The organism is Paracoccus sp. DMF, from assembly GCF_004407025.1.
Taxonomy (GTDB): domain Bacteria; phylum Pseudomonadota; class Alphaproteobacteria; order Rhodobacterales; family Rhodobacteraceae; genus Paracoccus; species Paracoccus aminovorans_B.
The window spans coordinates 58,512-82,917 of the sequence record NZ_SOKV02000007.1 but is presented as its reverse complement, the minus strand read 5'-3'; the positions used below and the strand labels follow the sequence as shown (position 1 = coordinate 82,917).

15 protein-coding genes are annotated in these 24,406 nt (G+C 69.1%); 2 read left to right on the top strand and 13 right to left on the bottom strand.

Annotated features, from left to right (window positions below):
* Window positions 1-2 precede the first annotated feature (2 nt).
* Both E3D03_RS06085 and E3D03_RS06080 read right to left on the bottom strand, forming a co-directional pair.
* Window positions 3-6,290, bottom strand: a complete 6,288-nt coding sequence (locus E3D03_RS06085; protein ID WP_263566217.1) for a type I polyketide synthase — start codon at window positions 6,288-6,290, stop codon at window positions 3-5.
* Window positions 6,291-6,390: 100 nt separating this feature from the next.
* Window positions 6,391-7,815, bottom strand: coding sequence for a hypothetical protein (locus E3D03_RS06080; protein ID WP_263566216.1), 1,425 nt, complete (start codon window positions 7,813-7,815; stop codon window positions 6,391-6,393).
* A 121-nt stretch (window positions 7,816-7,936) separates the two neighbouring features.
* Between E3D03_RS06080 and E3D03_RS06075 the strand changes: the two genes are divergently transcribed.
* The gene (locus tag E3D03_RS06075; RefSeq protein ID WP_263566215.1) at window positions 7,937-8,701 is read left to right on the top strand and encodes a WecB/TagA/CpsF family glycosyltransferase; all 765 of its coding nucleotides are present in this window, start codon (window positions 7,937-7,939) and stop codon (window positions 8,699-8,701) included.
* A gap of 32 nt (window positions 8,702-8,733) precedes the next feature.
* Here the strand turns inward: E3D03_RS06075 and E3D03_RS06070 are convergent, their stop codons facing one another.
* The 7 genes from E3D03_RS06070 to E3D03_RS06040 form a co-directional block, all read right to left on the bottom strand.
* Window positions 8,734-10,386: a calcium-binding protein gene (locus E3D03_RS06070; protein ID WP_263566214.1), complete on the bottom strand. Its 1,653-nt coding sequence runs from the start codon at window positions 10,384-10,386 to the stop codon at window positions 8,734-8,736.
* Between the two features lie 179 nt (window positions 10,387-10,565).
* Window positions 10,566-12,563, bottom strand: a complete 1,998-nt coding sequence (locus E3D03_RS06065) for a Hint domain-containing protein (protein ID WP_263566213.1) — start codon at window positions 12,561-12,563, stop codon at window positions 10,566-10,568.
* Between the two features lie 145 nt (window positions 12,564-12,708).
* Window positions 12,709-13,743 (bottom strand): ABC transporter ATP-binding protein, encoded by a 1,035-nt coding sequence (locus tag E3D03_RS06060; RefSeq protein WP_263566212.1) that lies wholly within the window; start codon window positions 13,741-13,743, stop codon window positions 12,709-12,711.
* Window positions 13,740-14,522 (bottom strand): ABC transporter permease, encoded by a 783-nt coding sequence (locus E3D03_RS06055; RefSeq protein ID WP_263566211.1) that lies wholly within the window; start codon window positions 14,520-14,522, stop codon window positions 13,740-13,742. The genes E3D03_RS06060 and E3D03_RS06055 overlap by 4 nt, the downstream gene beginning before the upstream one ends.
* Complete coding sequence (locus E3D03_RS06050; protein WP_062563396.1) at window positions 14,519-15,367, bottom strand: ABC transporter permease; 849 nt, start codon at window positions 15,365-15,367, stop codon at window positions 14,519-14,521. Before E3D03_RS06050 ends, E3D03_RS06055 begins: the two co-directional genes overlap by 4 nt.
* Window positions 15,368-15,561: 194 nt before the next feature.
* Window positions 15,562-16,668, bottom strand: coding sequence for an ABC transporter substrate-binding protein (locus tag E3D03_RS06045; RefSeq protein ID WP_263566210.1), 1,107 nt, complete (start codon window positions 16,666-16,668; stop codon window positions 15,562-15,564).
* 140 nt (window positions 16,669-16,808) lie between these two features.
* The gene (locus tag E3D03_RS06040; protein ID WP_263566209.1) at window positions 16,809-17,648 is read right to left on the bottom strand and encodes a 2-keto-4-pentenoate hydratase; all 840 of its coding nucleotides are present in this window, start codon (window positions 17,646-17,648) and stop codon (window positions 16,809-16,811) included.
* 156 nt (window positions 17,649-17,804) lie between these two features.
* Here E3D03_RS06040 and mutS point away from each other — a divergent pair, with 156 nt between their 5' ends.
* On the top strand, window positions 17,805-20,432 hold the full coding sequence (gene mutS / locus E3D03_RS06035; RefSeq protein WP_263566208.1) for a DNA mismatch repair protein MutS: 2,628 nt from the start codon (window positions 17,805-17,807) through the stop codon (window positions 20,430-20,432).
* Here mutS and E3D03_RS06030 read toward each other — a convergent pair.
* The 4 genes from E3D03_RS06030 to E3D03_RS06015 all read right to left on the bottom strand — a co-directional run bounded on the left by E3D03_RS06030 (window position 20,396) and on the right by E3D03_RS06015 (window position 24,397).
* Window positions 20,396-21,781 carry a glycosyltransferase 61 family protein gene (locus tag E3D03_RS06030; protein WP_263566207.1) on the bottom strand — a complete coding sequence of 462 codons (1,386 nt, stop codon included), beginning with the start codon at window positions 21,779-21,781 and terminating at the stop codon, window positions 20,396-20,398. The two genes, mutS and E3D03_RS06030, sit on opposite strands and share 37 nt — an antisense overlap.
* Before the next feature lie 39 nt (window positions 21,782-21,820).
* Window positions 21,821-22,546 carry a peptidase gene (locus E3D03_RS06025; RefSeq protein WP_263566206.1) on the bottom strand — a complete coding sequence of 242 codons (726 nt, stop codon included), beginning with the start codon at window positions 22,544-22,546 and terminating at the stop codon, window positions 21,821-21,823.
* Window positions 22,547-22,615: 69 nt separating this feature from the next.
* Window positions 22,616-23,428: a transglutaminase family protein gene (locus E3D03_RS06020; RefSeq protein WP_263566205.1), complete on the bottom strand. Its 813-nt coding sequence runs from the start codon at window positions 23,426-23,428 to the stop codon at window positions 22,616-22,618.
* A 9-nt stretch (window positions 23,429-23,437) separates the two neighbouring features.
* Window positions 23,438-24,397 carry an alpha-E domain-containing protein gene (locus E3D03_RS06015; protein WP_062563389.1) on the bottom strand — a complete coding sequence of 320 codons (960 nt, stop codon included), beginning with the start codon at window positions 24,395-24,397 and terminating at the stop codon, window positions 23,438-23,440.
* Window positions 24,398-24,406 lie beyond the last annotated feature (9 nt).

Genomic DNA, 24,406 nt, shown 5'->3' with positions numbered 1-24,406 from the left:
GATCACTCTGCCGCCTTGACGCTGGAGGGCGCGGCATCGGCCTCGCGCAGGATCTCGCGCAGGACCGAGGCCATGCGGCGCACATTGGGTTCAAGCACCATGGAATCGTGGTCGCCCGGCACCTCGATCACCCGCAGCTGCGGCATGTAGGGGGTCCAGCCGTTGTCCTCGACGACATAATCGCGGCCCGAGTTGATCCAGCGCCCGCCGGTCACCTTCCAGCGCTTGTCGAGCGGCGGGCGGAACATCGCCACCGGCCCGTCCCATTCCGTCACCTGCATCCCCGGCAGCGCGGCCAGGAAGGCCGCCTCGATGGCGAGGTCATGGAAGGCGCCGGTCGCCTCGGCCGCGACTTCCGCCTCGACCGCCTTGGCCTTGCTGCGGCGCTGGAATTCATAGGCCACGCGGTCGCGCAGCCACTTCCAGACAAAGCCGGGACCGCCCTCGCGCAATTCGCCCAGGCGGATCGCCAGCCGGTCCTTGCGGCTGACCGGCTCGCGCAGCGGCAAGGGCGTGTCGAGCATGACCAGCATCGCCACCTCCTCGCCCGCCGCGCGCAGCTGCCGCGCCATCTCGTAAGCCGTCAGCCCGCCGCCCGAAAAGCCGCCCAGCAGATAGGGGCCGTTGGGCTGCACCTGGCGGATTTCCGCGATATAGTCGCGCGCCGCCTCGGCAAAGCTGTCATGCGGCTTGTCGTCGCCCAGAAGCCCGCGCGCCTGCAGACCATAGAAGCGGCGGTCGGCGCCGGTGCGCTGCGCCAGTTGCCGCAGGTTCATGATATTGCCGAACATGCCGGCGACGATGAAGAAGGGCGTGCCGTCGCCGCGCCCGCCCATGTCCACGACAAAGCGGAAGCGCGGTTTCTGCGACACCGGCAGCTTGGCCACATTGTCGGGCGAGACCAGCTCGCGCGGGCCGGTGCGTTCCTCGACCAGCGCGGCCAGCCCGGCGATGGTCGGCGCCTCAAACAGGGTCGAGATCGGCAGGTCGACGCCGAATTTCTTGCGCAGCTGCCCGAACATGCGCACCGCGATCAGCGAATGGCCCCCCAGGTCGAAGAAGCTGTCCGCGGCGCCGACCTGGGCGATGCCCAGCAGTTCGGACCAGATCGCGGCCAGTTCGGCCTGGGTGCCGGGGGTCGGCTCGACGAAATCGCTGTCGAGGTCGGGACGCTCGAAGCCGCCCTCGCTGGGCGCGGCATCCTCGACCACGCCGGCCTCGAGGATCAGCGCGTTCAGGTCCAGCGACGAGACATAGACCTGCGCCAGCCCGGTCGAGATCGCCCGGCTCAGCATCGAGGGGCCGATGGCGGCCGGGATGCCCTGGCTGATATTGTGCTGCAGGCGCCGCTCGGCCGGCGACAGGCTGCGCGGGGCGGCCGCCCGCTGCGGCTGGGCCGAGATCGCGGCCGAGAGCTTGCGCAGCGCGAAGCCCTTGATTTCCGCGACAATCGCGCCATCCGGCCCGGCCAGGGTGATGTCGAATTGCGCCATGCCCTGGGCATCGCTGTTCTCGCCCGCGTTGCGGATGCGGCTGGTCACCTGCGCCGGCAAGGGGGCGTAGAGCCGGATCGAGCGATAGCCCATCGGCACCCACAGGTGATCGGGCGACCAGCCCTTGATCAGCGCCATGGCCCAGCCGGTGGCGATATCCAGCAGCGCCGGATGCGCCAGCCACTCGCCCGCCTCGCCGGCGAATTCCGGCGCCAGCGACAGCTCGGCCACGCCTTCGCCCTCGGCGATGCGGAAGCGGCGCAGCACCTTCCAGCGCGGCCCGAAGGTCATCTGCCGTTCCTGTGCCGAAGGCAGCGCCGTGCCCTGCCCGTCCTGGTCCCAGCCGCCCGCAACCGCCAGCGGTGCTGGCGCGGGCGCGTCCAGCCGGCCGACCAGCGCGGTGACGTTCGGATCGCCCTGCGGGTCGTCCAGGATGTCGATGCGCATGGCGTCGCCCTCGGGCGTTACCCGCGTCGTCACCATGGCCTTGTCCGTCACCAGCAGCGGCCGGCGGAATTCCAGGTCGCGGATCACGATGGGCAGCGACAGGCCGGATTCCAGCGCCGCCTCCGAGACCAGCTCGATCCAGCCGGTGCCGGGCATCAGCGCCTGGCCCGCGGCGGTCTTGTGGCCGCCGATGATCCAGTCCTCGATGCGCAGCGTGCTGCGGAACTCGCGCCCGCCCGGAACCGGCAGGCTGTCGTCCAGGAGCGGCCGGCCCTGCGGCACCGCGACGACCGAGGCCGTGTCCAGCCCCATCGCCCGCGCCGCCATGCCGGCATCGGCCCAGACGCCCCAGTTGACCGCGACCACGCGCCCCAGCGCCGGCGGCGCGGATCGCGCCACCGCGTTCAGGTATTCGTTGGCGGCGACGTAATCCGCCTGCCCCGCCGGCGCGATCACCGAGGAGGTCGAGGCAAACAGCACCGTCAGCCCCGCCGGTTGCCCGTCCAGCGCCTCGACCAGCGCCCTCGTGCCCAAGAGCTTCGGCGCCAGCACATCCCAGCTGTCGTCGTCGGTCTTGGCGGCGATCAGGCTGTCGCGGATCACCCCCGCCGCATGCAGCACCACCTCGAGCCCGCCGAAGCGCGCCCTGGTCTCGGCCACGGCCCGGGCCATGTCCTCGGGGCTGGTCACATCGGCGCGGATCGCCAGCACCTCGGCGCCCAAGGCTTCCAGCTGGCGGACCGAGGCCAGGATGGCCGGGCTGTCCACCCGCCCGCGCGTGGTCAGCGCCAGCTTCGCGCCGCCCCTGCCGGCCAGCTCGCGGGCAATGGCTTGGCCGATGCCGCCGAAACCGCCGGTGATCAGGCAGGTCGCCCCCGCCGGCACGCCGGCCATGCCGTCATCGGCCAGCGCAACCTTTTCAAGGCTCTGCTCGAAACGGCGCCCGTCGCGCCAAGCCGCAATGGCCGCGCCCGAGGGCGCCAGCGCCTCTTCCAGCAGGTTCGCGGCCAGCGCGTCCAGCGCCTTCGGCACGCGCACATCGACCAGCCGGGCGCGGATATTCGGCATCTCATGCGGCATGACCCGGATCGGTCCCGCCGCCGTCGCCTTCTCGGGGCTGGGCGCCGGCTCGTCCGCGACGCGCAGCGCGTCGTTGCAGATCGCGATCAGCTCCAGCTTGGCCTCGGGCAGTTCCGTGCCGATGGCCTGCGCCAGGTGCAAGAGGCCGAAGAAGCCGCGCTCCAGCTGGCTGTTGAGCAGGCTCGAGCCGGGGCGGAACTTCGCGCCTTGCGTCACCGACCACAGGTGCAGGATGCGCTCGGGCACCATGTCCTGCGCCGCCAGCGCCGCCAGCAGCATCTCATAGCCCTCGCGGTCGGATTCGACCGGCAGCAGGAAGCGGCCGTCGCCCCCAGAAACGGTCTTGTCGGCGAAACTGTCGCCGATACGGACCTCGGCCACGCGCTGGCCGCGGGCGCGCAAACCCGCCGCCACGCGCTCGCCCAGGCCCAGCTCGTCGACAAAGACCAGCCAGTTCTGCGAGCCCGTCGCCACCGGACCCTGCGGCCCGATCTCGATATTCGGCGAGGCGAGTTTCCAGGCCGGGCGCCAGCCCCATTCGGCGGGCTCCTCGATCCGGGCCAGCTCGTCGGCGGCGTCGGTGGCCACGCTGGCGGAACGCTCGATGAAATAGCGCTTGCGCTGGAAGGCATAGCCCGGCAGCGACAGCCGCCGCCGCGGCGCCTCGCCCCAGATCTGGCCCCAGTCGATGGCGCCGCCGCAGGCCCAGAACCGGGCCAGCGCGGCCATGAAGAAACTGTCATCCTCGGTCGCGTGGTCGCGGTGGCGCAGCGTGGACACCACCTGATGCGCCGCGACGCCCGGGTTGGCCTTGGCCATGGCCTGCATGGCGCGGCCCGGCCCGACCTCCAGGAAGACCCGCCCCGGCGCCTGCGCCAGATGCGCGATGCCATCGGCAAAGCGCACGGTGCCGCGCAGATGCGCGACCCAGTAATCCGGGCTGGTCGCCTCGGCATCGGTCAAGGGCAGGCCCGAGCGGTTCGAGATGATCGGAATGCGCGGCGGGTTCAGCGGGATCGAGGCCAGATAGGCGCGGAATTCGGCCATCACCCCGTCGAGCAGCCGCGAATGCGCGGCGATGGAAATGGCGATGCGTTGGCATTCCACCTCGCGCGCCGCCATCTTCGCGGCGAATTCGTCAAGCGTCGCGTCCGGTCCCGAGACCACCGACATCGACGGCCCGTTGACCGCCGCCAGGTCCAGCCCCAGCGCGGCCAGCTCTTCGGCGAACTCGGCCGGCTCCAGCGGCACCGACAGCATGCCGCCCGCCGGCACCCGGTCCATCAGCAAGCCGCGCAGCCGCACCAGCCCGATGCAATCCTGAAAGCTCATCACCCCGGCGATGCAGGCGGCGGTGTTCTCGCCCATGGAATGGCCGATCAGCGCCGCAGGCGTCACGCCCCAGCTGATCCACAGCTGCGCCAGCGCATATTCGGTGATCATCAGCAGCGGCAATTGCAGCGAGGGTTGCAGCAGCCGCCGGTCCGCCTCGGCCTCATGCCCCGGTTCGGGCAGCCACAGCGCCCGCAGGTCGGCGCCATGCGCGGCCGCCATATGGTCCAGCCCGCGATCCATCCATTCGCGGAAGGTCGGCTCGGTCTGGTAGAGCCCGCGCGCCATGCCGGCATATTGCGCGCCGCCGCCGGGCAGCATGAATACCGCATCAGTCGGGTCGCCGACCGGCTGGTGGTCGAAGACCAGCCGCGGGTCGGGATTGGCCAGCAGCGCCGCCGCCTGCTCGGCGGTTTCCGCGACCAGCACCCGGCGCCGGTCGAACTGCCGCCGCCCCTGCGTCAGGGTGAAGGACAGGTCGGCCAGGTTCACCGCCGGGTTCGCCGCCAGCCAGCCGGCCAGCGCGGCCGCATTGGCATCCAGCGCCGCCTTGCTGCGCCCCGAGACGGCGATGATCTGGAACGGCCAATCCGACTCGCCCGAAGGCTGCGCCGCCGGCGGTTCCTGGACGATCACATGCGCATTGGTGCCGCCGACACCCAGCGAGTTCACCCCGGCCCGGCGCGGCCCGGCGATGGGCCAGTCGCCCAAGGCATCGTTGACGCGAAACGGCCCGCCCTCGAAGTCGATGGCCGGGTTCGGCGCCTCGTAGCCCAGGCTGGGCGGGATCTGGCCGTGATGCACCGCCAAGGCCGACTTGATGAGGCCCGCGCTGCCCGCCGCCGTATCCAGATGGCCGATATTGGTCTTGACCGAGCCGATATGGCAGGGCCCCTGCCGCGTGCCGTCCGAGACCCGCGCATAGGCCTGGTTCAGCGCCGCGACCTCGATCGGGTCGCCCAGCGCCGTGCCGGTGCCGTGGCATTCGACATAGCCGATGCTGTCGGAGCTGACCCCGGCCATGACCAGCGCCTCGGAAATCGCCTGCGCCTGGCCCTCGACGCTGGGGGCGAGATAGCCCGCCTTGGCGGCGCCGTCGTTGTTGATGGCGCTGCCCTTGATGATCGCCCAGATATGGTCGCCATCGGCGATGGCATCGCTGGCCCGCCGCAGCGCCAGCACCGCCGCGCCGCTGCCGAAGACCGTGCCCTGCGCCCGGTGGTCGAAGGCGTGGCAATGGCCGTCCGGCGACAGGATCTCGTTTTCCTTGTAGAGATAACCCAGCCCATGCGGCAGCTCGATGGTGACACCGCCGGCCAGCGCCATGTCGCATTCGCCCGAATTCAGCGACTGGCAGGCCATGTGGATCGCCACCAGCGAGGTCGAGCAGGCCGTCTGCACATTGACCGATGGCCCCTTCAGGTCGAAGACATGGCTGACACGGGTCGACAGGAAATCCTTGTCATTGCCGGTATGGCGCAGCAGGAAATGACCGACGCCATCGACCAGGTCGCGGTTCGAGCACACGTTCCAGTAGAAATAGCTGCCCATGCCGCAGCCGGCCCAGACGCCGATATTACCGGCGAACCGCTCGGGCACATGGGCGGCATCCTCCAGCGCGTGCCAGCAGGTCTCCAGGAACTTGCGGTGCTGCGGGTCCATGATCGCGGCTTCCTTGGGCGAGAGGCCAAAGAATTCCGCGTCGAATTCGTCGAATTGCCCCAGGATCGCGGCCGAGGGCACATAGTTCGGATCGGCCATGCGCGCCCGCGATTCCCCGCGCGCGATCAGCTCGGCCTCGGGCACGCGCTGGATCGACTCGACGCCCCGACAGAGGTTGTCCCAGTATTCGGCCACGCCCGCCGCACCCGGCAGTTGCGCGGCCATGCCGACGATGGCGATGTCACTGTCCTCAACGACGCTCTTGTCGAAGGCCATGGGATGCCTCTTTTCAACTCGTGGAAACCCCCTGCGGGGCCTAATGGCTTAACAACTGGCAGGCGTATTCGGCATAGCCAATTCGGCGCCGCGGACCAACCTATAAAACCGTTTGAATGCCTGCCTTTTTAGGCAGAATCCGTTCGTTCAGCGGCAGGTCGGCATCATCCGCGACACCCTGCCGCAGCCTGTGGGCATTGCCCAGCAGAGCGCCCGCCGTCAGCCAGGTCAAGGGCGTGATCGTGGCATTCGGGATCAGGTCCAGCAGATTCATCGCCAGCATCAGGGACAGCGTGCCCAGCACGACCAGTTCGCGCTCGCGCGGCGGGTGGCGGCCGCCGGGCATGGCGCGCAGCATGGCGAAGATCGGCGTCAGCAGCAGCAGGAACTGCGCCAGATAGCCGAAGATGCCGCGCGCGCCGATCCAGATCACCCATTGCCCGTCCGGGACCGAGGCCAGCTTGCCGTTGTAGAGGTCGTAAAACAGCGGCCGCCCCCAGCCACCCCAGCCGAAGACCGGCCGCTCCATGGCGCGCTCCAGCAGCGCCTCCTCGTTCATCAGCCGGAATTCCAGCGAGCGGCCGCGCTCGGGCGAGATCGACATGGCCAGGTCCACGATGCCCTGCAGCGGCATCCAGGATGTGGTGCGCAGCGTCGGATAGGAAAAGGCGACGCCCGCGACCAGCGCCGCCGCCAGCACCATCAGCCGCGGCCGGGCAAAGGCCACCAGCGGCGCCGCCATCATCGTCTGCAACAGCGCCCCGGCCGATTTGCACAGAAAGACGATGCAGCCCAGATAGGCGGCGATCAGCAGGTTGCGCCGGGTGCGGTCGTTGCGCCAGATCGCGATGGCCGACAGAAAGGCGGTCATGGTCATCAGCGCCACCCACAGCGGATGCTCCAGGAAGACGATGGGTCGATAGCCGCCATAGCGGATGGTCTGGATGAAATCGTGCTGGAAATAGCCATAGACCCAGACGTTGATCTGCGGGCTCATGCGCAGCTCGATCAGCATCGGGACGGTATAGCACAGCACGCCCAGCACCAGGGCGCGGATCCACAGCTCGGCCCCGCGCGCGTTCCAGAGCAGCTTGTAGCCCATGAGGAAGGGCAGCAGCAGGATGAATTGCAAGATCAGGTCGGCCACGCCCTGGCTGATCGACATGGCGGGGCGGTAGTTGATGCCGTCGATCAGCGGGTCGGGATTGGTCAGCGCCGTCAGCACCGGCGCGGCGAAGTTCATCGCCAGCAGCACCGCCACCCAGGCGCCCATGGGCGGCGGCGGCGGTTCGTCCCGGGCGCGGTCCTTGGTGACGAAATAGACCATGACCGCCGCGGCCATGGCCGGGATCATGTGCTTGTTCAGGCCCGGAAAGGCCGGCAGGTCGATCTCGACCAGCTGCGGCAGGATCAGGTAGCCCGCGAAGATCGACCAAATCAGCGCCAGCGCCCGCTCCTTGCGCGAGAACAGGATGCCGACCACCACCGGCCAGCTCAGCAGCACCATCAGGGCCAATACGGGCATGGCCTGCCTCCACCAGTCACGCGGCGGGCGCCGCTCATTGCCAAGGGCCGGGAAGGGCGTTGCAATCGCCGCGCCCAGGCCACATCCTGCCGCGAATTCCGGCCGGACCCCGAGGCGCATCATGCAGTTCAGCTTTCCCGACGGCAATGCCGTCCGGATCAATTGTCACGATTCAACGGCGCTGCTGGCGGCGGTGCGGCAGAAGCTGCGGGACGGCCAGGGTTTCGCCATCGCCACGATCAACGTCGATCACCTGCAAAGGCTGGCCGAGGACGGGCGTTTCCGCCGCGCCTATGCCGCGCATGACCTGGTCTGCGCCGACGGCAATCCCATCGTCTGGCTGTCGCGCATCGCCGGGCGGCCGGTGGCGCTGGCGCCGGGCTCGGATCTGGTGCTGCCGCTCGCGGCCGAGGCGGCGCGGGCCGGCCTGCCGGTGGCGCTGATCGGCAGCAGCGACGAATCGCTGGCGCTGGCGGCCGAGGCCATGGCGCGCGCCGTGCCCGGGCTGCGCGTGGCGCTGACCCATGCACCGGGCTTTCCCTTCGACCCGATGGGCGAGGAAGCCGGCCAGATCATCGAGCGCATCCGCGCCTCGGGCGCGCGGCTCTGCTTCCTGGCGCTCGGTGCGCCGCGGCAGGAGCTGTTCGCGATCCGCGCCCGCGATGCCCTGGGCGATGTCGGCTTCGCCTCGATCGGCGCCGGGCTGGACTTCCTGTCGGGCCACCAGCGCCGGGCGCCGGCCCTGCTGCGCAAGGCCAAGCTGGAATGGGCCTGGCGCATGCTGTCGAACCCGCGCCGGCTGTTCCTGCGCTATGCCAAGGGCTTCGCCATCCTGCCCGGCCATGTCCGGCAGGCGGCCGCCCTGCGCCGCGCGCGGCGGGACTGACGGCGCCCCGCAACGGGACGCCGCCAAGGAGGTCAACCCCAGTCGAAGAGCTGCGCCAGCAGGTGCTGGACGCCGGCATGGTCGCCGCTGTCGGCATGGGCCAAGCCGCGATAGCTGTCCACCAACTCCGAAAGATCGGCCCTGGTCCCGGCCGCATGTTCCTCGGCCACCGTCGCGGCGGGCGCGAAACGCCAGGCGAAGTGATCCGCCGCAAGCTGGTCGCCCGCGGTCTCGGTCGCAGTCAGGCTGCTCGCGGCCGAGACGGTCTTGGCCTGGGCGCCATCCTCGGCCGACAGCGTCGCCGCGCTGGCCGTCTCGCTGGCCTGCGCGGAGCCGGCCGCCGGGATGCCCAGCTTGACCAGCATCGCCCGCGTCAGCGTGCCGGCATTGACGCCCTCCAGCACCAGCCGCTCGCCATTCGGAAAGCTCAGCACGGCGCTGCTGCCCTGCGAGGACACCCGCACGTCGCCGACATCGATCCGGTTGCCGGCCGCGTCATGCAGCGCGCTGACGTTCAGCACGTCGCCGTTCGCGCCGCCGACCTGGAAGGCGCGGATGGTGTCCGAGCCGAAGCCGTCCTGCAGCACCAGCACGTCGCGGGCCGCATCGCGCGGCACGCCGGCGCCGTTCGCGGCCGTGATATCCTCGAACATCGAGATGAAGTCGTTGCCGCGACCGCCGTTGATGGTGTCGGCGCCGTCGCCGCCCTCGATGGTGTCATTGCCGGCGCTGCCGGTGATGCGGTCGTCGCCCCAGCGGGTGTTGATCATGATCCCCTGCCGATTCGCGCCGATGGTGGCATTGGCGGCGGTGACGGTGTCGCGGCCCTCATGGGTCCAGAACTGCTCGAACTCGCTGAAGACCACGGTGCCATTGGCCTGCGGATAGCTGGCCCGGCCGGTGCTGGCGCTGGTGAAGACCACGTTCACGCCAACGCTGTTCTCGCCATTGCCCTTGGCCCAGAGGTTCAGCAGGTCGTGGCCGGCGCCGCCGACCAGCGTGTCATGGCCGATGTTGTAGATCGGCCCCATGCTGCCGTTGTTGCCCCAGCGCACATTGTCCTCGCCGGCGCCGGCATGGCCATAGTCGTTGCCCTGCGAGGGCATCAAGAGGTCGTTGCCGCCGCCGCCGAACACCCGGTCGTTGCCGGTGCCGGGGTCGATCACGTCGCTGCCGTTGGTGCCGCGGATGGTGTCGTTGCCGGCGCCCGAATTCACCGTCAGCCCGTGCACCGGCATGTAGCTCGCGCCGCTGCCGCGCTCGGCGTTCAGCCCGGCCCTGCTGCCGTCGATGGAATCATTGCCGGCACCGGTCTGCAGCCGCTCGATGCCCGAGAAGTTCAGCCGGTTGCCCCAGGCGTCCAGCGCAAAGCCATTCTCGCTGTTGTTGAAGGTGACGCGGAAGCCGCCGGCCCCGTTCAGATGCAGCCGGTCGCCGCCCGCCAGATCGCCATAGATGTTGGAATCGTAATTCTCGCCGGCGCTGCCGCCGATATAGGTATCGACGCTGCCGCGCGACAGCGCATCCTGGTCCCAGATCAGCACATCCGCCCCGGCCCCGCCGTGCAGATGGTCGCTGCCCCGCCCGCCGTTCAGCGTGTCGCGCCCATCGAAGCCCTGGATGGTGTCGCGCCCCGTCGTTCCGTTCAGGCGATTGGCGCCTGTCGTTCCGTTAATCACAGCCATCGCTGTCCCCAATCTCGCTCACGTTGAGGATAGGCCAGAGGGGTTAAGATATGATGAACCGCCCCGAATCGCCTATCCGGGGCGGATTAGAAAGAAAGCACCAAAACGCCGTTACCTGTCCTTTCGGGCAGGGCGCAGGGCTATCCCGCCCTGCAATTTCCACCTGTGGTTGCGCGTTCCTAGCCGATCAGCGCCTTTCCGTTCCGAGCGTGCCGCTCTGCCAATTGCCTGGCCTTGCCCCCCGGCACCAGCGGCCGCGCGGCCGCGGCCGGGCCCTCGCGCAGCTCGGGGAACAGGGTCAGGATCTCGTCTCGCGCCGCCGCACCGACCGACTTCAGCGCCTCGGCGCCGGTGTAAAGCGACTCGGTCTCGGCGCCGTTCGACAGCAGGATCTCGTGCCGCTCGAACAGCAGGTGCATATATTCGACCGCCCCCGCCTCGACCTGCTCGATGCCCGCGATCGCCAGCAATTGCTTGGCCGCGACCAGAACCTCGGGCGCGCCGAACATGCGTTGCGCGATGGCCGAGCGCACCAGGACGCGGTGCTGGGGCGAGACCATCAGGTCGGCGCGCGGCAGCCCGCGGCCCAGCGCGCCGGCGCGGATGCGGATCGGCCGCAGCTTCGGCGCCGCCGCCAGGTCCACGGCATCCAGCGCCCGGGTGCCGATCCAGCGAATCGGCTGCAACCCATGGTCGCGCGTGACGACCAGGTCGCCCACCGCCAGTTGTTCAACCGCGATTTCGCCGCGATCCGTGGCGATCAGCGTGCCGCGGCAGAAGCAGGGAATGCCCAGTTCGTGCAGCCGCGCGCGGGTCAGATCGGCCGGATCGACCTCATAGAGCACCAGGCTTTCGCCGTTCGGAAAGGTCAGCAGCGCATGGGTGCTGTCGTCGCGCGGGTCGACATAAGAGCCGACGGTGACATCGCTCAGGTCGATCGGATTGCCGTCCGCGTCATGCAGCCCGCTGACGTCCAGCCGGTCCTGCGGGAAGTGGTCGACCCCGCCCCAATCGTTCGGCTGGCTGTAATCCCGGATGGTAAAGGCGCGCACGGTGTCGTTGCCGAAGCCGTCGCGCAGCACCAGCAGGTCCTGGCCGTCGTCGTCCCAGGCATGACCCGCGTTCAGGTCGCCCGCCATCGAGATTCGGTCGTTCCCGGCCCCCGCGTCGATGGTGTCCGAGCCCCAGCCGCCCTCGATCTCGTCATTGCCGGCGCTGCCCAGGATCGAGTCGTCGCCCCAGGCGGTATAGGTGCGGAACCCGTCCACCCCGGCGCCCGAGCCATCCACCGTGTCATTGCCCGAGCCGGTGATGACATTGTTGAACTCGTAGAAATCCAGATGCCCGGTCGCGGCGCCGGTCGCATCGACCGTGCCGCTGGTCGAGGTGTTCAGCACCAGGCGGACGCCATTGCCGTCGGTGTCGTGCTGCCAGGCGTTCAGCGTATTGGTCGAGCCGGGGTCGATGGTGCCGGTGCCATATTCGCCGTAATAGACGTCGTTGCCGATGGCGCCGTTGTAATTGCCGTCGCCCCAGCGAAACCCGTCGGTGCCGCCGTTGCCATAGATGGTGTCGTCGCCGGTGCCGGTCTCGACCAGGTCATAGCCCGAGCCGCCATGGACGATGTCATTGCCGTCGCCGGTGTTGATATAATTCGCGCCATTGCCGGCGAGGACGGTATCGTCGCCGCCGCCGGTCTGGATGCGGATTCCCTGGCCATCGACCGGCGCGGCGCCGGTGGCGTCGATGAAATCCGCACCATTCCCGGTCGAGACGCGCTCGATGCCGTCGAAGGACAGGGTGTTGCCAAAGGCATCCTGCGCCGTGCCGGAATTCGGCGTCGAGAAGGTCACCTCAAAGCCGCCCGCCCCGGCGCCGGCGGTGACCATGCTCAGCGTATCGCCGCCGGACAGGGAATAGACGTCCGGGTTGTAGCCGTCCTCGCCGTCGCCGCCGTGATAGTCGTCATGCGCGCCGCTGCTGCCGGAATCGGCCGACCAGATCAGCTGATCCGCGCCGCTGCCGCCATCGACGACATCGCTGCCGGTGGCGCCGTCCAGCGTGTCCCTGCCGGCCCCCCCTTGCAGTGTATCGTCGCCTGCGTCACCCGTGATCCAATCGTTATCGGCCGTGCCGACAAGGCTGTCGTTGCCGGCGGTGCCCGGAATCGTCACCATCTCAAATCTCCAGAACTCGTAATGCGCAGGCGCGGTTTTCCGCAAAGGAATCTCACCGAATCGGCGAATTCATGCCGATTTAAACCATGCGCATGGGCGCCGGGTCAGCTGTCCTTTTGGGCAGGTGACAGGGAAACGACCGCAATCAGGTGCCCAGCACCAGCCAGCCGCCCGGCGTGGCGGTCAGGTGCAACCGCTGGCCCGGGCGCGGCAGTTCTGCGCCCGGAGCGTTGAAACGATCCAGCACCACCTCGCGCCCGGCGACCCGCGCCCGCAGCCGCTGCACCGAGCCCAGGAATTCGGCCCCGGTGATCTCGGCCGGGATGCCCGCCTCGGCGATCTGCAAGCTCTCGGGCCGGGCGGCCAGTGCGATGCGGCCGGCGGGCAAGGGCCGGTCCAGCGCGATCTCATGCCCCTCGACGCGGACCAGGCCGGTGCCGGGGTCCAGCACCTCGGCCTCGAAGCGGTTCAGCGTGCCGACGAACCCCGCGACGAAATCGGTGGCCGGGCGGTTATAGATCTGCGCGGGCGTGCCGGTCTGGTCGGCGACGCCCTTGTGCATGACCACGATACGGTCGGAAATCGACAGCGCCTCCTCCTGGTCATGGGTCACGAAGATCGTGGTAATGCCCAGCTGCTGCTGGATCGCGCGGATCTGGTTGCGCAGGCTGACGCGGATCTTGGCATCCAGCGCCGACAAAGGCTCGTCCAGCAGCAGGACGCGCGGCCGCGGCGCCAGGGCGCGCGCCAGCGCCACCCGCTGCTGCTGGCCGCCCGACAGCTGCCAGGGATAGCGCCCGCCCAGGTCCGGCAGGCCGATCAGCTCCAGCATCTCGGCCACGCGCGACCCGCGCTCGGCCCGGGGCAGGCCCGCGACCTTCAGCCCGAAGCCGACGTTCTCGGCCACGGTCAGGTTCGGAAACAGCGCATAGGCCTGGAACACCATGCCGATCTTGCGCTGGTTCGGCCGCAGCCGCGTCACGTCCTGGCCGTCGATCACGATGCGGCCGGCGCTGGGGCTCTCGAACCCCGCGACCATGCGCAGCACCGTGGTCTTGCCGCAGCCCGAGGGGCCCAGGAACGACACGAACTCGCCCTTCTCGACCCCCAGGTCGAAGTCATGCACCACCCGCGTCGGGCCAAAGGATTTCTGCAGGTGGTCGAGGGTCAGGAAGGTCATTTCGCTTGCATCCCTGTGCCGAACAGGCGGGAGATCAGCTGCATCAGCCCCATGCAGCCCCAGGTGACGGCAAAGGCGATCACCGCCAGCGCCGCCGGCTCATAGGCGCGGTTCGCGCCCAGAAGCTGCATATAGGGCCCGAAGGCCGGGCGGTTCAGCAGCGCCGCCATGGTGAATTCGCCGATGACGATGGCGAAGGACAGAAAGGCCCCCGACATCACCGCGCCCAGCACATTGGGCAGGATCAGCCGGCCGATGATCCGCACCCAGCCGGCACCCAGCGACTGCGCGGCCTCGGTCAGGCTGCGCACGTCCAGCGTCGAAAGCCCGGTGTCGACGGCGCGATACATATAGGGCAGCGCCAGCGTGGCATAGCCGCAAAGCAACAGCAGGTTGGTGCCCGAGGCAGTGCCGGTCAGCGGCAGGATCGAGCTGGTGTTGTAAAGCCGGATATAGCCGAAGACCACGACGATGGCCGGGATGACCAGCGGCAGCAGGGTGATGAACTCGATCACCGGGCGCAGCCGCGGCAGGCGCAGCCGCACCCAATAGGCGGTCGGCACCACGATCAGCACCCCCAGCACGATGGTCAGCAGCGCCATGACCACGGAATAGCTGAAGGTCTGCCGGAAGGCCGCGTCCGACAGCACCGACCGATAGGCGTCCAGCGAATATTCCCCGCGCCGCATCCGCAGCGAGAATTCGATGGTGCCGATCAGCGGCAGCAGGAAATACAGCGCGCCAAGGGTCAGCGCTGCCCAGGACCAGAGCCGCTTCATCGCATCCACCTTTCGGCGCGGGCGCGCATGACGACATAGGCCAGGTTCGCCAGGCCGGTGACGACGATCATGCCGAAGGCCATGGCATAGCCCAGATGCGGGTCCTGCAGCACGTCGCCGCGGATCTGCGCGAACAGCATGATCGGCACGATGGACAGCGACGAGCCGGTCAGCGCATAGGCCGTCGCCACCGCCCCGAAGCTGTTGGCAAAGAGCAGCGCGAAGGTGCCCAGAAGCGACGGGAACAGGATCGGCAGCGCCACCATGCGCCAGTATTGGAAGGTCGAGGCGCCCAGCACCTCGGCCGCCTCGCGCCATTCGCGCTTCAACCCCTCCAGCGCCGGGGTGATGATCAGGATCATCAGCGGGATCTGGAAGAACAGATAGGTCAGCGTCAGGCCCCAGAAACTGAGCAGGTTGAAGCCCATGGCATAGATGTTGATGCCGAACCATTGCCGCAGCAGCATGGTGACCAGCCCGACCCGGCCCAGCGTCGAGATGAAGGCAAAGGCCAGCGGCACCCCGGCGAAATTCGAGGCGACGCCGGAAAAGGTCATCAGCGGCGCCTTGATCCAGCCCGGCAAGCCGCCCATGACCACCGCCGCCGCCATGGCGAAACCGATCAGGCAGCCCAGCACGGCCGAGGCGAGCGACACCTTGATCGAGATCGCGAAGCTCTCGACGATGCGCGGCGAGGCGAGCCCGGCGAGGTTCGCCAGCGTGAAACCGCCTTCCGGGTTCCGGAAGGCGCCGATGACGATGTTCATCGTCGGCAGGATCAGAAACAGCGCCGCGAAGGCGAAGAAGGGCACCACGCCCAGCCAGTTCCAGTTCAGTCGCGTCATGCGTGGTTCCTGCCGGCGCCCTTCGCGCCGTGACTGTTTCCCGGCGCGGCCGGTTGGCTTCATGCCCCGCCCGCCTTGGTGAAAAGCGGGCGGGGCCTTGTCCTGCTTCGGGGCGCGTCTCCGGACGACGCCTCGGGCACAGGCGGTGTACGCTCGGTGCATGCCCGGTGTACACGCTTTTCGTTACTTTACAGTTACTCCTTGACGGCGGCGCCGACGACCTTGTCCCAGCCCTCGGTCACGGCCTTCTTGTTGGCCTCCTGCTGCTCCAGCGTCGGGAAGATCGCCTTTTCATAGGCGGCGGCCGGCGGCAGCGCGTCCAGCATCTCTTGCGGGATCTTGCCGGCCTTGGCCAGGTCGTTGAAGCGGATCGGGTGGCAATAGCCCTTGAGCCAGCCCAGCTGCCCTTCGTCGGAATACAGGTATTCCATCCACAGCTTGGCCGCGTTCGGATGCGGCGCATAGGCCGAGATCGCCTGGACATAGACGCCCGCGACGACGCCGTCCTCGGGGATCACCACCTCGACCGGCGGGTTGCCGTTCAGCCCGTCGCGCCAGGACAAAAGATTGTAGTCCCAGGCGGTTACGATGGGCGTGGCCCCTTGCGCGATGGTCGCCGACTTGCCGATGACCGGAACGAAATTGCCGGCCTTGTTCACCTCGGCCATCAGCTCCATGCCCTTCTGGCCCGAAGCCTCGCCGGCCTCGCCGCCATTGGCGATGCCCGCCGCCATGACCGAGATGATCGCCTGGGCCGAGGCGCGCGGATCGCCGGCCAGCGCGAAGGCGTTGGCATATTCCGGCTTGGTCAGGTCCTTCCAGCTTTTCGGCACCGTGTCGATCAGGTCCGAGTTCACGCCGAAGGCCATGACGCCGTAATAGTCGCCATACCAATAGCCCTCGGCGTCCTTGGCATCCTCGGGGATCGAGTCCCAGGTCGCGACCTTGTAGGGCTGGATCAGCCCCTCGGCCTTGGCCTGCGGGCCGAAGGACAGGCCGACGTCGATCACGTCGGGCGCCTGCGGACCCTTGTTGTCCTTGTTGGCGCGGATCGCCTCCAGCTCATCGGCCGAGCCCGCGTCGGGGTTCAGCTCGTTCACCTTGATCTCGGGGTATTTCGCCTTGAAGCCCTCGATCACGCCGCCGTAATTGCACCAGTCATGCGGCAGCGCGATGGTGGTCAGCATGCCCTCGGCCTTGGCGGCCGCTTCCAGCGCCGCCAGGTCCTGCGCCGAGGCCGCACCCGAGGCCGCCAGCGCGACCAGGGCGGCAAGCCCCGCCGCACGCGATTGAATGGTCATATGATCTACTCCGTTCCAGAACGCGCCCCATCGGCGGCTGGCTGCCACCTAGCGGCCCCGGATGACAGTGTTGCGACACAGCCCCCGGCAAAGCAAAGGTTTTTTCCGCCCCCTGCCCAAAGCGGCAGGCTGACGCGGGGTCAGGGCACCAGCGTCGCGCCGACCTTCATCGCCCGCCCGCCCAGGCGGTATTCGACCTCGACCCGGTGGCCGACATAGGCCGGATACAGCTTGCCCAGCGTGCCGAGCGAGATCACCGAGCCCGGCTTCAGCTCATAGCCGCCCTGCCGGACCAGCCACAGCACCACGTCCAGCGGGTGGCCCATCAGCACCTCGCCCGAGGCACTGTCGATGCGCTTGCCGTCCAGCTTCAGCGTCGCGGTCAGCGCGCCCAGGTCCGCGACCGGATCGGCCAGGTCGGCCACGGCAATGCCGCGCCCCAGCACCCCGCGCCATGGCGTCAGCCCATAGGCGGCCAGCAGCGGCGCGGTCGCCGTGACCCCGTCGCGCAGCGCCACGTCCGGCACCTCGATGAAGGGGCGCACGTCGCGCAGCGCCGCCGCCACCTCCTCGCGCGTGGTGGCCTGCATGATCGCGGCGCTGCCGACGGTCACCACCAGGTCGGCCTCGAAAAACGGCGTGCGGCTGCCCTTCAGGCTGAGCCGGGCGCCGTCGGGCAGCAGCATCGGCGCGAACAGCGCCCCGGCCATCGGCTCGGAGACGCCGAAATGCCTTTGCGCCGGCTTCGAGACCAGCCCGACCTTGACGCCGACCGGCGGCCCCATCTCGGCCTCGAGGATGCCGCGGAAGGCGGCATAGGCGCAGGCCCCGTCCTCGACGCTACGCACCAGGGGATCGGGCAGGCGCTGGCCGGCCAGCCAGCCCCGCGCCGCATTCTGCATCAGCGAGACATCCGGGCAGGCCGCCGCCGCCGCCTGCGCGACGGTCAGCAGCAAAGCGCCCAGAATCAGCGATCTCATGTCAAAGGCCCCGCAAGCGTATTTGCCGCGACGATGCCGTAACGCGGCCGCGCTGTCACCGGAATTTTTCACGCCCTGCCCGTATCTTGCGCCGATGCTGTTTGCATCGCCCGGCGCATCCCCTAGAACGGCGGCAGCGCAGGCGAAAGGCAGGACATGAGCGACCAACCGACCCCGATGATGGCCCAGTATCTGGCGATCCGCGAGGCGAACCCCGGCGCGCTGCTGTTCTATCGCATGGGCGATTTCTACGAGATGTTCTTTCAGGACGCGCTGGCCGCCTCGGCCGCGCTGGACATCGCGCTGACCAAGCGCGGCACGCATCTGGGCGAGCCGATCCCGATGTGCGGCGTGCCGGTCCATGCCGCCGAAAGCTATCTGCTGACGCTGATCCGCAAGGGCTTCCGCGTCGCCATCGCCGAGCAGCTGGAGGATCCGGCCGAGGCGAAGAAACGCGGCGCCAAGTCGGTCGTGGCCCGCGACGTGGTGCGGCTGGTGACGCCCGGCACCCTGACCGAGGAATCGCTGCTGGAGGCGCGGCGGCACAATTTCCTGGCCAGTTTCGCCAGCGTGCGCGACGATTGCGCGCTGGCCTGGGTCGATATTTCCACCGGCGAATTCCGCGTCATGCCCTGCCCGCCCGCGCGGCTGGCGCCGGAACTGGCCCGCCATGCGCCGCGCGAACTGCTGGCCGCCGAGGGCGCGCGCCTCGACGAGATCGCGCGCGAGGCCGGCTGCGCCCTGACCGAGCGTCCCGCCGGCAGCTTCGACAGCGCCGCCGCCGCCCGCCGGCTTTGCGTGCTGTTCCAGGTCGAGACGCTGGACGGCTTCGGCAGCTTCAGCCGGGCCGAGCTTGCCGCCATGGGTGCCATCGCCGACTATCTGGAGCTGACGCAAAAGGGCCGGATGCCGCTGATCCGCCCGCCGGTGCGCGAGGCGGCGGGCGGCGCCATGCAGATCGACGCCGCGACCCGGCGCAACCTGGAGCTGACGCAGGCGCTGTCGGGCGGGCGCGAGGGCTCGCTGCTTGCCGCCATCGACCGCACCGCGACCGCGGGCGGCGCACGGCTGCTGGAGCGCCGCATCAGCGCGCCCTCGCGCGACCTGGCCGAAATCCACGCCCGGCAGGCCGCGGTGGCGCATCTGGCCGCGGACCCGCGCCTGACCGCCGATCTGCGCGAGGCGCTGGCCCGCGCCCCGGACATGGACCGGGCGCTGTCGCGGCTGGCACTGGACCGCGGCGGGCCGCGCGACCTCGGCGCGATCCGCGCTGCGCTGACGCAGGGCGCGGCCATCGCCGCGCTGCTGGGCTGCGACGACATCGCCGTGCTGACGGATGCCGCCCGCGACCTGACCGGGCATGACGAATTGATCGACCTTCTGGACGATGCGCTGGTGGCCGAGCCGCCGCTCCTGACCCGCGACGGCGGCTTCACCGCGCCGGGCTTTGAGCCCGAGCTGGACGAGACCCGTGCCTTGCGCGACGAAGGCCGCGGCGTCATCGCCCGCATGCAGGCCGACTATATCGCGGAAACCGGCGTCACCAGCCTGAAGATCAAGCATAACAACGTGCTGGGCTATTTCATCGAGACCACCTCGACCCATGCCGAGAAGATGCTGGCCCCGCCGCTGAACGCCCGCTTCATCCACCGCCAGACCACCGCCAACCAGATCCGCTTTACCACCGTCGAGCTGTCGGAACTGGAAACCCGCATCCTGAACGCCCGCGACCGCGCGCTGGAGATCGAGCGCGAGATCTTCGCCCGCCTGACCCGCGCCGTGCTGGACCGCGCCGGCCCGCTGGGACAGGCGGCCCGCGCCCTGGCCGAGATCGACCTGACCGCCGCCTTCGCCGACCTCGCCAATGGCGAGGGCTGGGTGCGCCCCGAGGTCGATGCCTCGCGCGCCTTCGTGATCGAGGGCGGCCGCCACCCCGTGGTGGAACGCGCGCTGCGGCGCAAGGGCGAGGCCTTCGTCGCCAACGACTGCGCCCTGACCGAAGGGCCCACGCCCGCGATCTGGCTGCTGACCGGGCCGAACATGGCCGGGAAATCGACCTTTCTGCGCCAGAACGCGCTGATCGCCATCCTGGCCCAGGCCGGCGCCTTCGTCCCGGCCAGCCGCGCCCATATCGGCCTGGTCAGCCAGCTTTTCAGCCGCGTCGGCGCGGCGGACGACCTGGCGCGGGGACGGTCCACCTTCATGGTCGAGATGGTCGAGACCGCGGCGATCCTGAACCAGGCAGACGACCACGCGCTGGTGATCCTGGACGAGATCGGCCGCGGCACCGCGACCTGGGACGGGCTCAGCATCGCCTGGGCGGTGATGGAGCACCTGCATGGCAAGAACCGCTGCCGGGCGCTGTTCGCCACGCATTATCACGAGATGACCAGCCTGTCCGCCCGATTGCCGGGCGTCGAGAATGCCACCGTCGCGGTGCGCGAATGGGAAGGCGAGGTGATCTTCCTGCACGAGGTCAGGAAGGGCGCCGCCGACCGCAGCTATGGCGTGCAGGTGGCGCGGCTTGCCGGCCTCCCCGATGCGGTGGTCGAACGCGCCCGCGACATCCTGCACCAGTTGGAAAGCGGCGAACGCGAAGGCGCCAAGCCCGCCGCGCTGCTCGATGACCTGCCGCTGTTCCGCGCCGCGCCGCCGCCCGCGCCCAAACCCCGCGCCTCGGCGGTCGAGGCCCGGCTGCGCGAGCTCAACCCCGACACGATCAGCGCCCGCGAGGCGCTGGACCTGGTCTATGAATTGCGCGGGCTGCTGGACGCGCCGGGCTGAGATGCGTCCTGCGCCAGCGCCTCGTCCACCAGATCGAGGATGCGGCGGGTCGCGTTGCGGCCGACATGCACGCCCAGCAACCCTTCCGAGACCGGCGGCACCCGCGCCAGGTCGGACAGCCCCGCGACATCGGCAAAGACCGTGTCGTAATGGCAGCGCGACACATGCGCGGCGGGCAGGAGATCGCCCCAGCGGTGCAGCTGCGTCTGGCGGGTGCCGATCTCGATCACCAGCGCGCCGGACTTGGCATAGACCATGTTCGCAAGCCCGGCGCCATGCGGCGCGATCAGGATGTCCGCCGCCTGCATCTGGGCAATCTGCTCCAGCGGGCCAAGGTGCTCGAAGGCGACCACCTCGAAACCGCGGGCGGAAAGCTCGGCCAGCAGCGGCTTGTGCCCGGTGATGCCGCGCGCGCGGGCCTCGCCGCTTTCGTCGCGGCCCATCCAGACCAGGCGCGGCCGCTCCTCGACCAGCTTGCCGGGCACCTGGCGCAGGGCGTGTTCGCGCAACAGCCGCAGGCTGCTGTCATAGGAGGCCGTGGCGACGGCCTTGCGGTGCTGCGTCTCCGAGCGCAGCTGCTTGGCCCAGGCGGGATCGACCCCCGGCTCGGCGATGGCGGCGCGGATGCGCTCGTCGGCGGTCTGATACAGATAGTGCCGGTGGCTGTAATGCGCGCGCACCCGGTCATAGGACCGCCCGTTCGCGACGAAGGCCACCCGATCCGCGATGCCGGGAAACACCGCGGCGATGAAATCCGGGATGAAGCCCCGCACATTATCCTGCGGCAAATGCAGGTTGATCGGCTGGCCGCTGTCGTCATCGGCAAAGGGGGCCAGGCAGCCCAGGGTCTCGACGGTGAAATGATAGTAGTTGAAACCGTTCTTCAACTCGATGGCGATGGGCAGGTCATCGGCCGGCTCCTTCCAGACCGGCAGCGTCTGATCGGCCGCGCCGCGCGCGCGCCGGAAGGCATCGTGCAGCCGGGCCTGGCGCCATTCGGCCTGGTTCTGCTGGTCATAGCGGGTGCGCAGCCGGCCGCCGGCGGCGCCGTTCAGCCAGGCCCGCTCGCCGATCAGGGCGAAACCGTGCCGAAAGGTCGCGTCCTCCAGCAGCACGGGGGCGCAGTTGATTTCCATCACGCTGGCCAGCATCCGCCGCTGCTGGCGGTCGATGGCGTTCTGCTGCGCGCGGCGCAGCTTCGGATTGTCGCTTTCGGCGAAAAGCCGGACCCGCGCGCCCTCGGCCGGACGCAGGATCCAGCCCGGGCGCGGCGGCAGATAGGACAGGCCGGGATGCAGCCCCGGCATGTGGAACGTGGACATCGGGGGGCGGGCAAGATCGACTTTCATCTGCCTCTCCTCGGTCTTGGGTCCGCGGGGCGGCTGCGGTCAGATCGTGACCTTCACGAAACTGTCGCGCAGCGCCGCGGACCAGGCGGCGGACATGGCCATGAAGGCCGGGTCGCCCTCCAGAATGCGGCGGGTATCGGAAACCGCGCACGCATCCTTGCGGATGACGGCCATATCCAGCGGCATACCCACCGACAGATTGGACCGCAACGTCGAATCCATCGACAAGAGCACCGCCTTCTGCGCATCGGCAAGATTCGTCTCAGGCCGCACCACGCGGTCGAGGATCGGCTTGCCGTATTTGTGCTCGCCGATCTGCAGGAAGGGGGTGTCCTCGGTCGCCTCGATGAAATTGCCCTGCGGATAGACCAGGAACAGCCGCATCTCGCCGCCCTTGCGCTGGCCGGCGACAATCATGCTGGCGCTGGCCTGCTGGTTCAGGTCGCGGGTGCGGTCGGTGATCTCGCGCAGGGTGGCGTTCAGCGTATTGCCGACGATGGTCGCCACCCTCAGCATGCTGGGCGCGCGCATGATCGAGCTGTCCTCGCCGGCCTCGGGATGGTCGATGGCCTCGCGCAGGCGGGCGATGGTGGTCTGGGTCGCCGACAGGCTGCCGGCGGTCAGGATCACGATCACCCGCTCGCCCTTCTCCTCGAAGAAGAACATCTTGCGATAGGTCGAGATATTGTCCAGCCCGGCGTTCGTCCGGGTGTCGGACAGAAGCACCAGCCCCGCATTCAACTTCAAACCGACGCAATAGGTCATGACCGTCCACCAGCCTTTGCAGATCCGCCCCGCACATAGGGCCGCGGCGCGCGCGGCGCAAGCAAACGGCTATTGCTCCTGGCTCATTTCCTCGACCTGCACGCGCACGTCCAGGCTCTCGCGGCCCGAGCCGAAGGTGGTGCCGCGCACCGGCGCCGCATCGTCCGCGTCATAGCCCGAGCCCAGCCGGACATAGCGGTCGTCCGGGCAGCAGGCATTGGCGGCATCGAAACCGACCCAGCCCAGCGGGCCGACATGGATCTCGGCCCAGGCATGGGCGGCGTCGTGCGGCGTGCCGTCGATGGTCGAATGCAGATAGCCCGAGACATAGCGCGCCGGCAGGCCGCGCTGCCGGGCGCAGGCGATCAGGGCATGGGCATGGTCCTGGCAGACGCCGTGCCCCAGCGCCAGGGCCTCGGCGGCCGAGGTCAGCGCCTCGGTCACGCCGGGCAGATAGGCGATGGCCCCGGTCACGGCAGCCGAAAGCCGGTGCGCCAGGTCCAGCGCATCCTCGCCCGCGACGTCCTGCGCCAGGTCGCACAGCGCCGCGTCGGCGGCGGTCAGGGCGGTCGGGCGCAGATAGACCAGCGGATTGATCGTCTCGCGATGGCCGCGCAGCACGCCGGCGGTGTCGCGGGTCTCGACCAGGCCCGAGATCGAGACGGTGATCTCCTCGACCGGGCCGCGCACGGTCCAGGCCTCGATCCAGTCGCCGGCGCCGTCGCGGAAGGCGGCGCCGCGCTGGCCGCGGCTGACCGCGATCTGCCAGTCGGTGACGCGCTGCCCCTCGTGGACCGAGGGCGTCAGCCGCAGGCTCTGCACCAGCGCCTGCGCCGGATGGTCGTAGCGATAGCCGGTCTCATGGGTGATCTTCAGTCGCATGACGTCCCCCTACATCCGCCCGCTGAGGTAATCTTCATGCACGGCGGTCGAGACGCCGGCCACCTCATTGATGAACCAGGACAGGAATTCGTGCAGCCCCTCGTCGAAGATCGCCTCGATGTCGCGGGCCATGAGCGAGTCGAGCGTCTGGCGCGCCTTGGCCGAGGCACTGGCCTGCACCGTCTCGCCATAGCGCTTGACCAGCCCGTCCAGATGCCAGACCGCCTCGTAGAGCGAGGTCAGGAGCGAGCGCGGGCTTTCGCCGTTCAGGATCAGGAAATCGGCAACCTTGGCCGCCGTCACGTCGCCGCCATAGGCCCAATGGAAAGCCCGATGCGCCGAAAGCGCGCGCAGGATCACCTGCCACTGGTAATTGTCGAGACCCGAGCCCACGAATTCCACGCGCGGCAGCAGCACGAAATATTTCACGTCCAGCAGGCGCGCGGTGGCATCGGCGCGTTCCAGCGAATAGCCCAGGTTGATGAAATGCCAGCCGTCGTTGCGCAGCTGCGTGGCGTTGATCGCGCCGCGCACGGTCGAGCCGTGGCGGGTGGTGAAATCGGTCAGCATCGGCGTGTCGAGCTGGCCGCGCGGCCGGCGCGTCAGGGCGCGCAATTCCTGATAGGCGGTGTTCAGCGCGTCCCACACCTGGCTGGTCAGCGCCGTGCGCACGATGCGGCCGCCTTCGCGCGCGCGCTCGATGCAGGAGGTGACCGAGGACGGGTTGTCCTGGTCGAAGAACAGCCAGGAGACGATGTTTTCCTGGTTGATCTGCTCGCCATAGCGTTCGGCAAAGGCGGCCTGCGCGCCCGAGGCCCGCAGCAGCGATTCCCATTCGTTGCGATAGCCCTCGGGCGTGTTCGGCAACAGCGTGATGCGCTCGCCCACGTCCAGAAGGCGGGCGGCGGTTTCGGCGCGTTCCAGGTGGCGGCCCATCCAGAACAGGTTGGCGGCGGTGCGGCTGAGCATGGCTGACCT

Excerpts from the sequence above, each read along its gene's own strand:
- E3D03_RS06060 (WP_263566212.1), bottom strand. The coding sequence starts at position 13,743 with ATGACCTTCCTGACCCTCGACCACCTGCAGAAATCCTTTGGCCCGACG.
- E3D03_RS06020 (WP_263566205.1), bottom strand. The coding sequence starts at position 23,428 with ATGCGACTGAAGATCACCCATGAGACCGGCTATCGCTACGACCATCCG.
- E3D03_RS06070 (WP_263566214.1), bottom strand. The coding sequence starts at position 10,386 with ATGGCTGTGATTAACGGAACGACAGGCGCCAATCGCCTGAACGGAACG.
- E3D03_RS06025 (WP_263566206.1), bottom strand. The coding sequence starts at position 22,546 with ATGACCTATTGCGTCGGTTTGAAGTTGAATGCGGGGCTGGTGCTTCTG.
- E3D03_RS06080 (WP_263566216.1), bottom strand. The coding sequence starts at position 7,815 with ATGCCCGTATTGGCCCTGATGGTGCTGCTGAGCTGGCCGGTGGTGGTC.
- E3D03_RS06015 (WP_062563389.1), bottom strand. The coding sequence starts at position 24,397 with ATGCTCAGCCGCACCGCCGCCAACCTGTTCTGGATGGGCCGCCACCTG.
- E3D03_RS06055 (WP_263566211.1), bottom strand. The coding sequence starts at position 14,522 with ATGAAGCGGCTCTGGTCCTGGGCAGCGCTGACCCTTGGCGCGCTGTAT.
- E3D03_RS06045 (WP_263566210.1), bottom strand. The coding sequence starts at position 16,668 with ATGACCATTCAATCGCGTGCGGCGGGGCTTGCCGCCCTGGTCGCGCTG.
- E3D03_RS06085 (WP_263566217.1), bottom strand. The coding sequence starts at position 6,290 with ATGGCCTTCGACAAGAGCGTCGTTGAGGACAGTGACATCGCCATCGTC.
- E3D03_RS06040 (WP_263566209.1), bottom strand. The coding sequence starts at position 17,648 with ATGAGATCGCTGATTCTGGGCGCTTTGCTGCTGACCGTCGCGCAGGCG.
- E3D03_RS06075 (WP_263566215.1), top strand. The coding sequence starts at position 7,937 with ATGCAGTTCAGCTTTCCCGACGGCAATGCCGTCCGGATCAATTGTCAC.
- E3D03_RS06030 (WP_263566207.1), bottom strand. The coding sequence starts at position 21,781 with ATGAAAGTCGATCTTGCCCGCCCCCCGATGTCCACGTTCCACATGCCG.
- E3D03_RS06065 (WP_263566213.1), bottom strand. The coding sequence starts at position 12,563 with ATGGTGACGATTCCGGGCACCGCCGGCAACGACAGCCTTGTCGGCACG.
- mutS (WP_263566208.1), top strand. The coding sequence starts at position 17,805 with ATGAGCGACCAACCGACCCCGATGATGGCCCAGTATCTGGCGATCCGC.
- E3D03_RS06050 (WP_062563396.1), bottom strand. The coding sequence starts at position 15,367 with ATGACGCGACTGAACTGGAACTGGCTGGGCGTGGTGCCCTTCTTCGCC.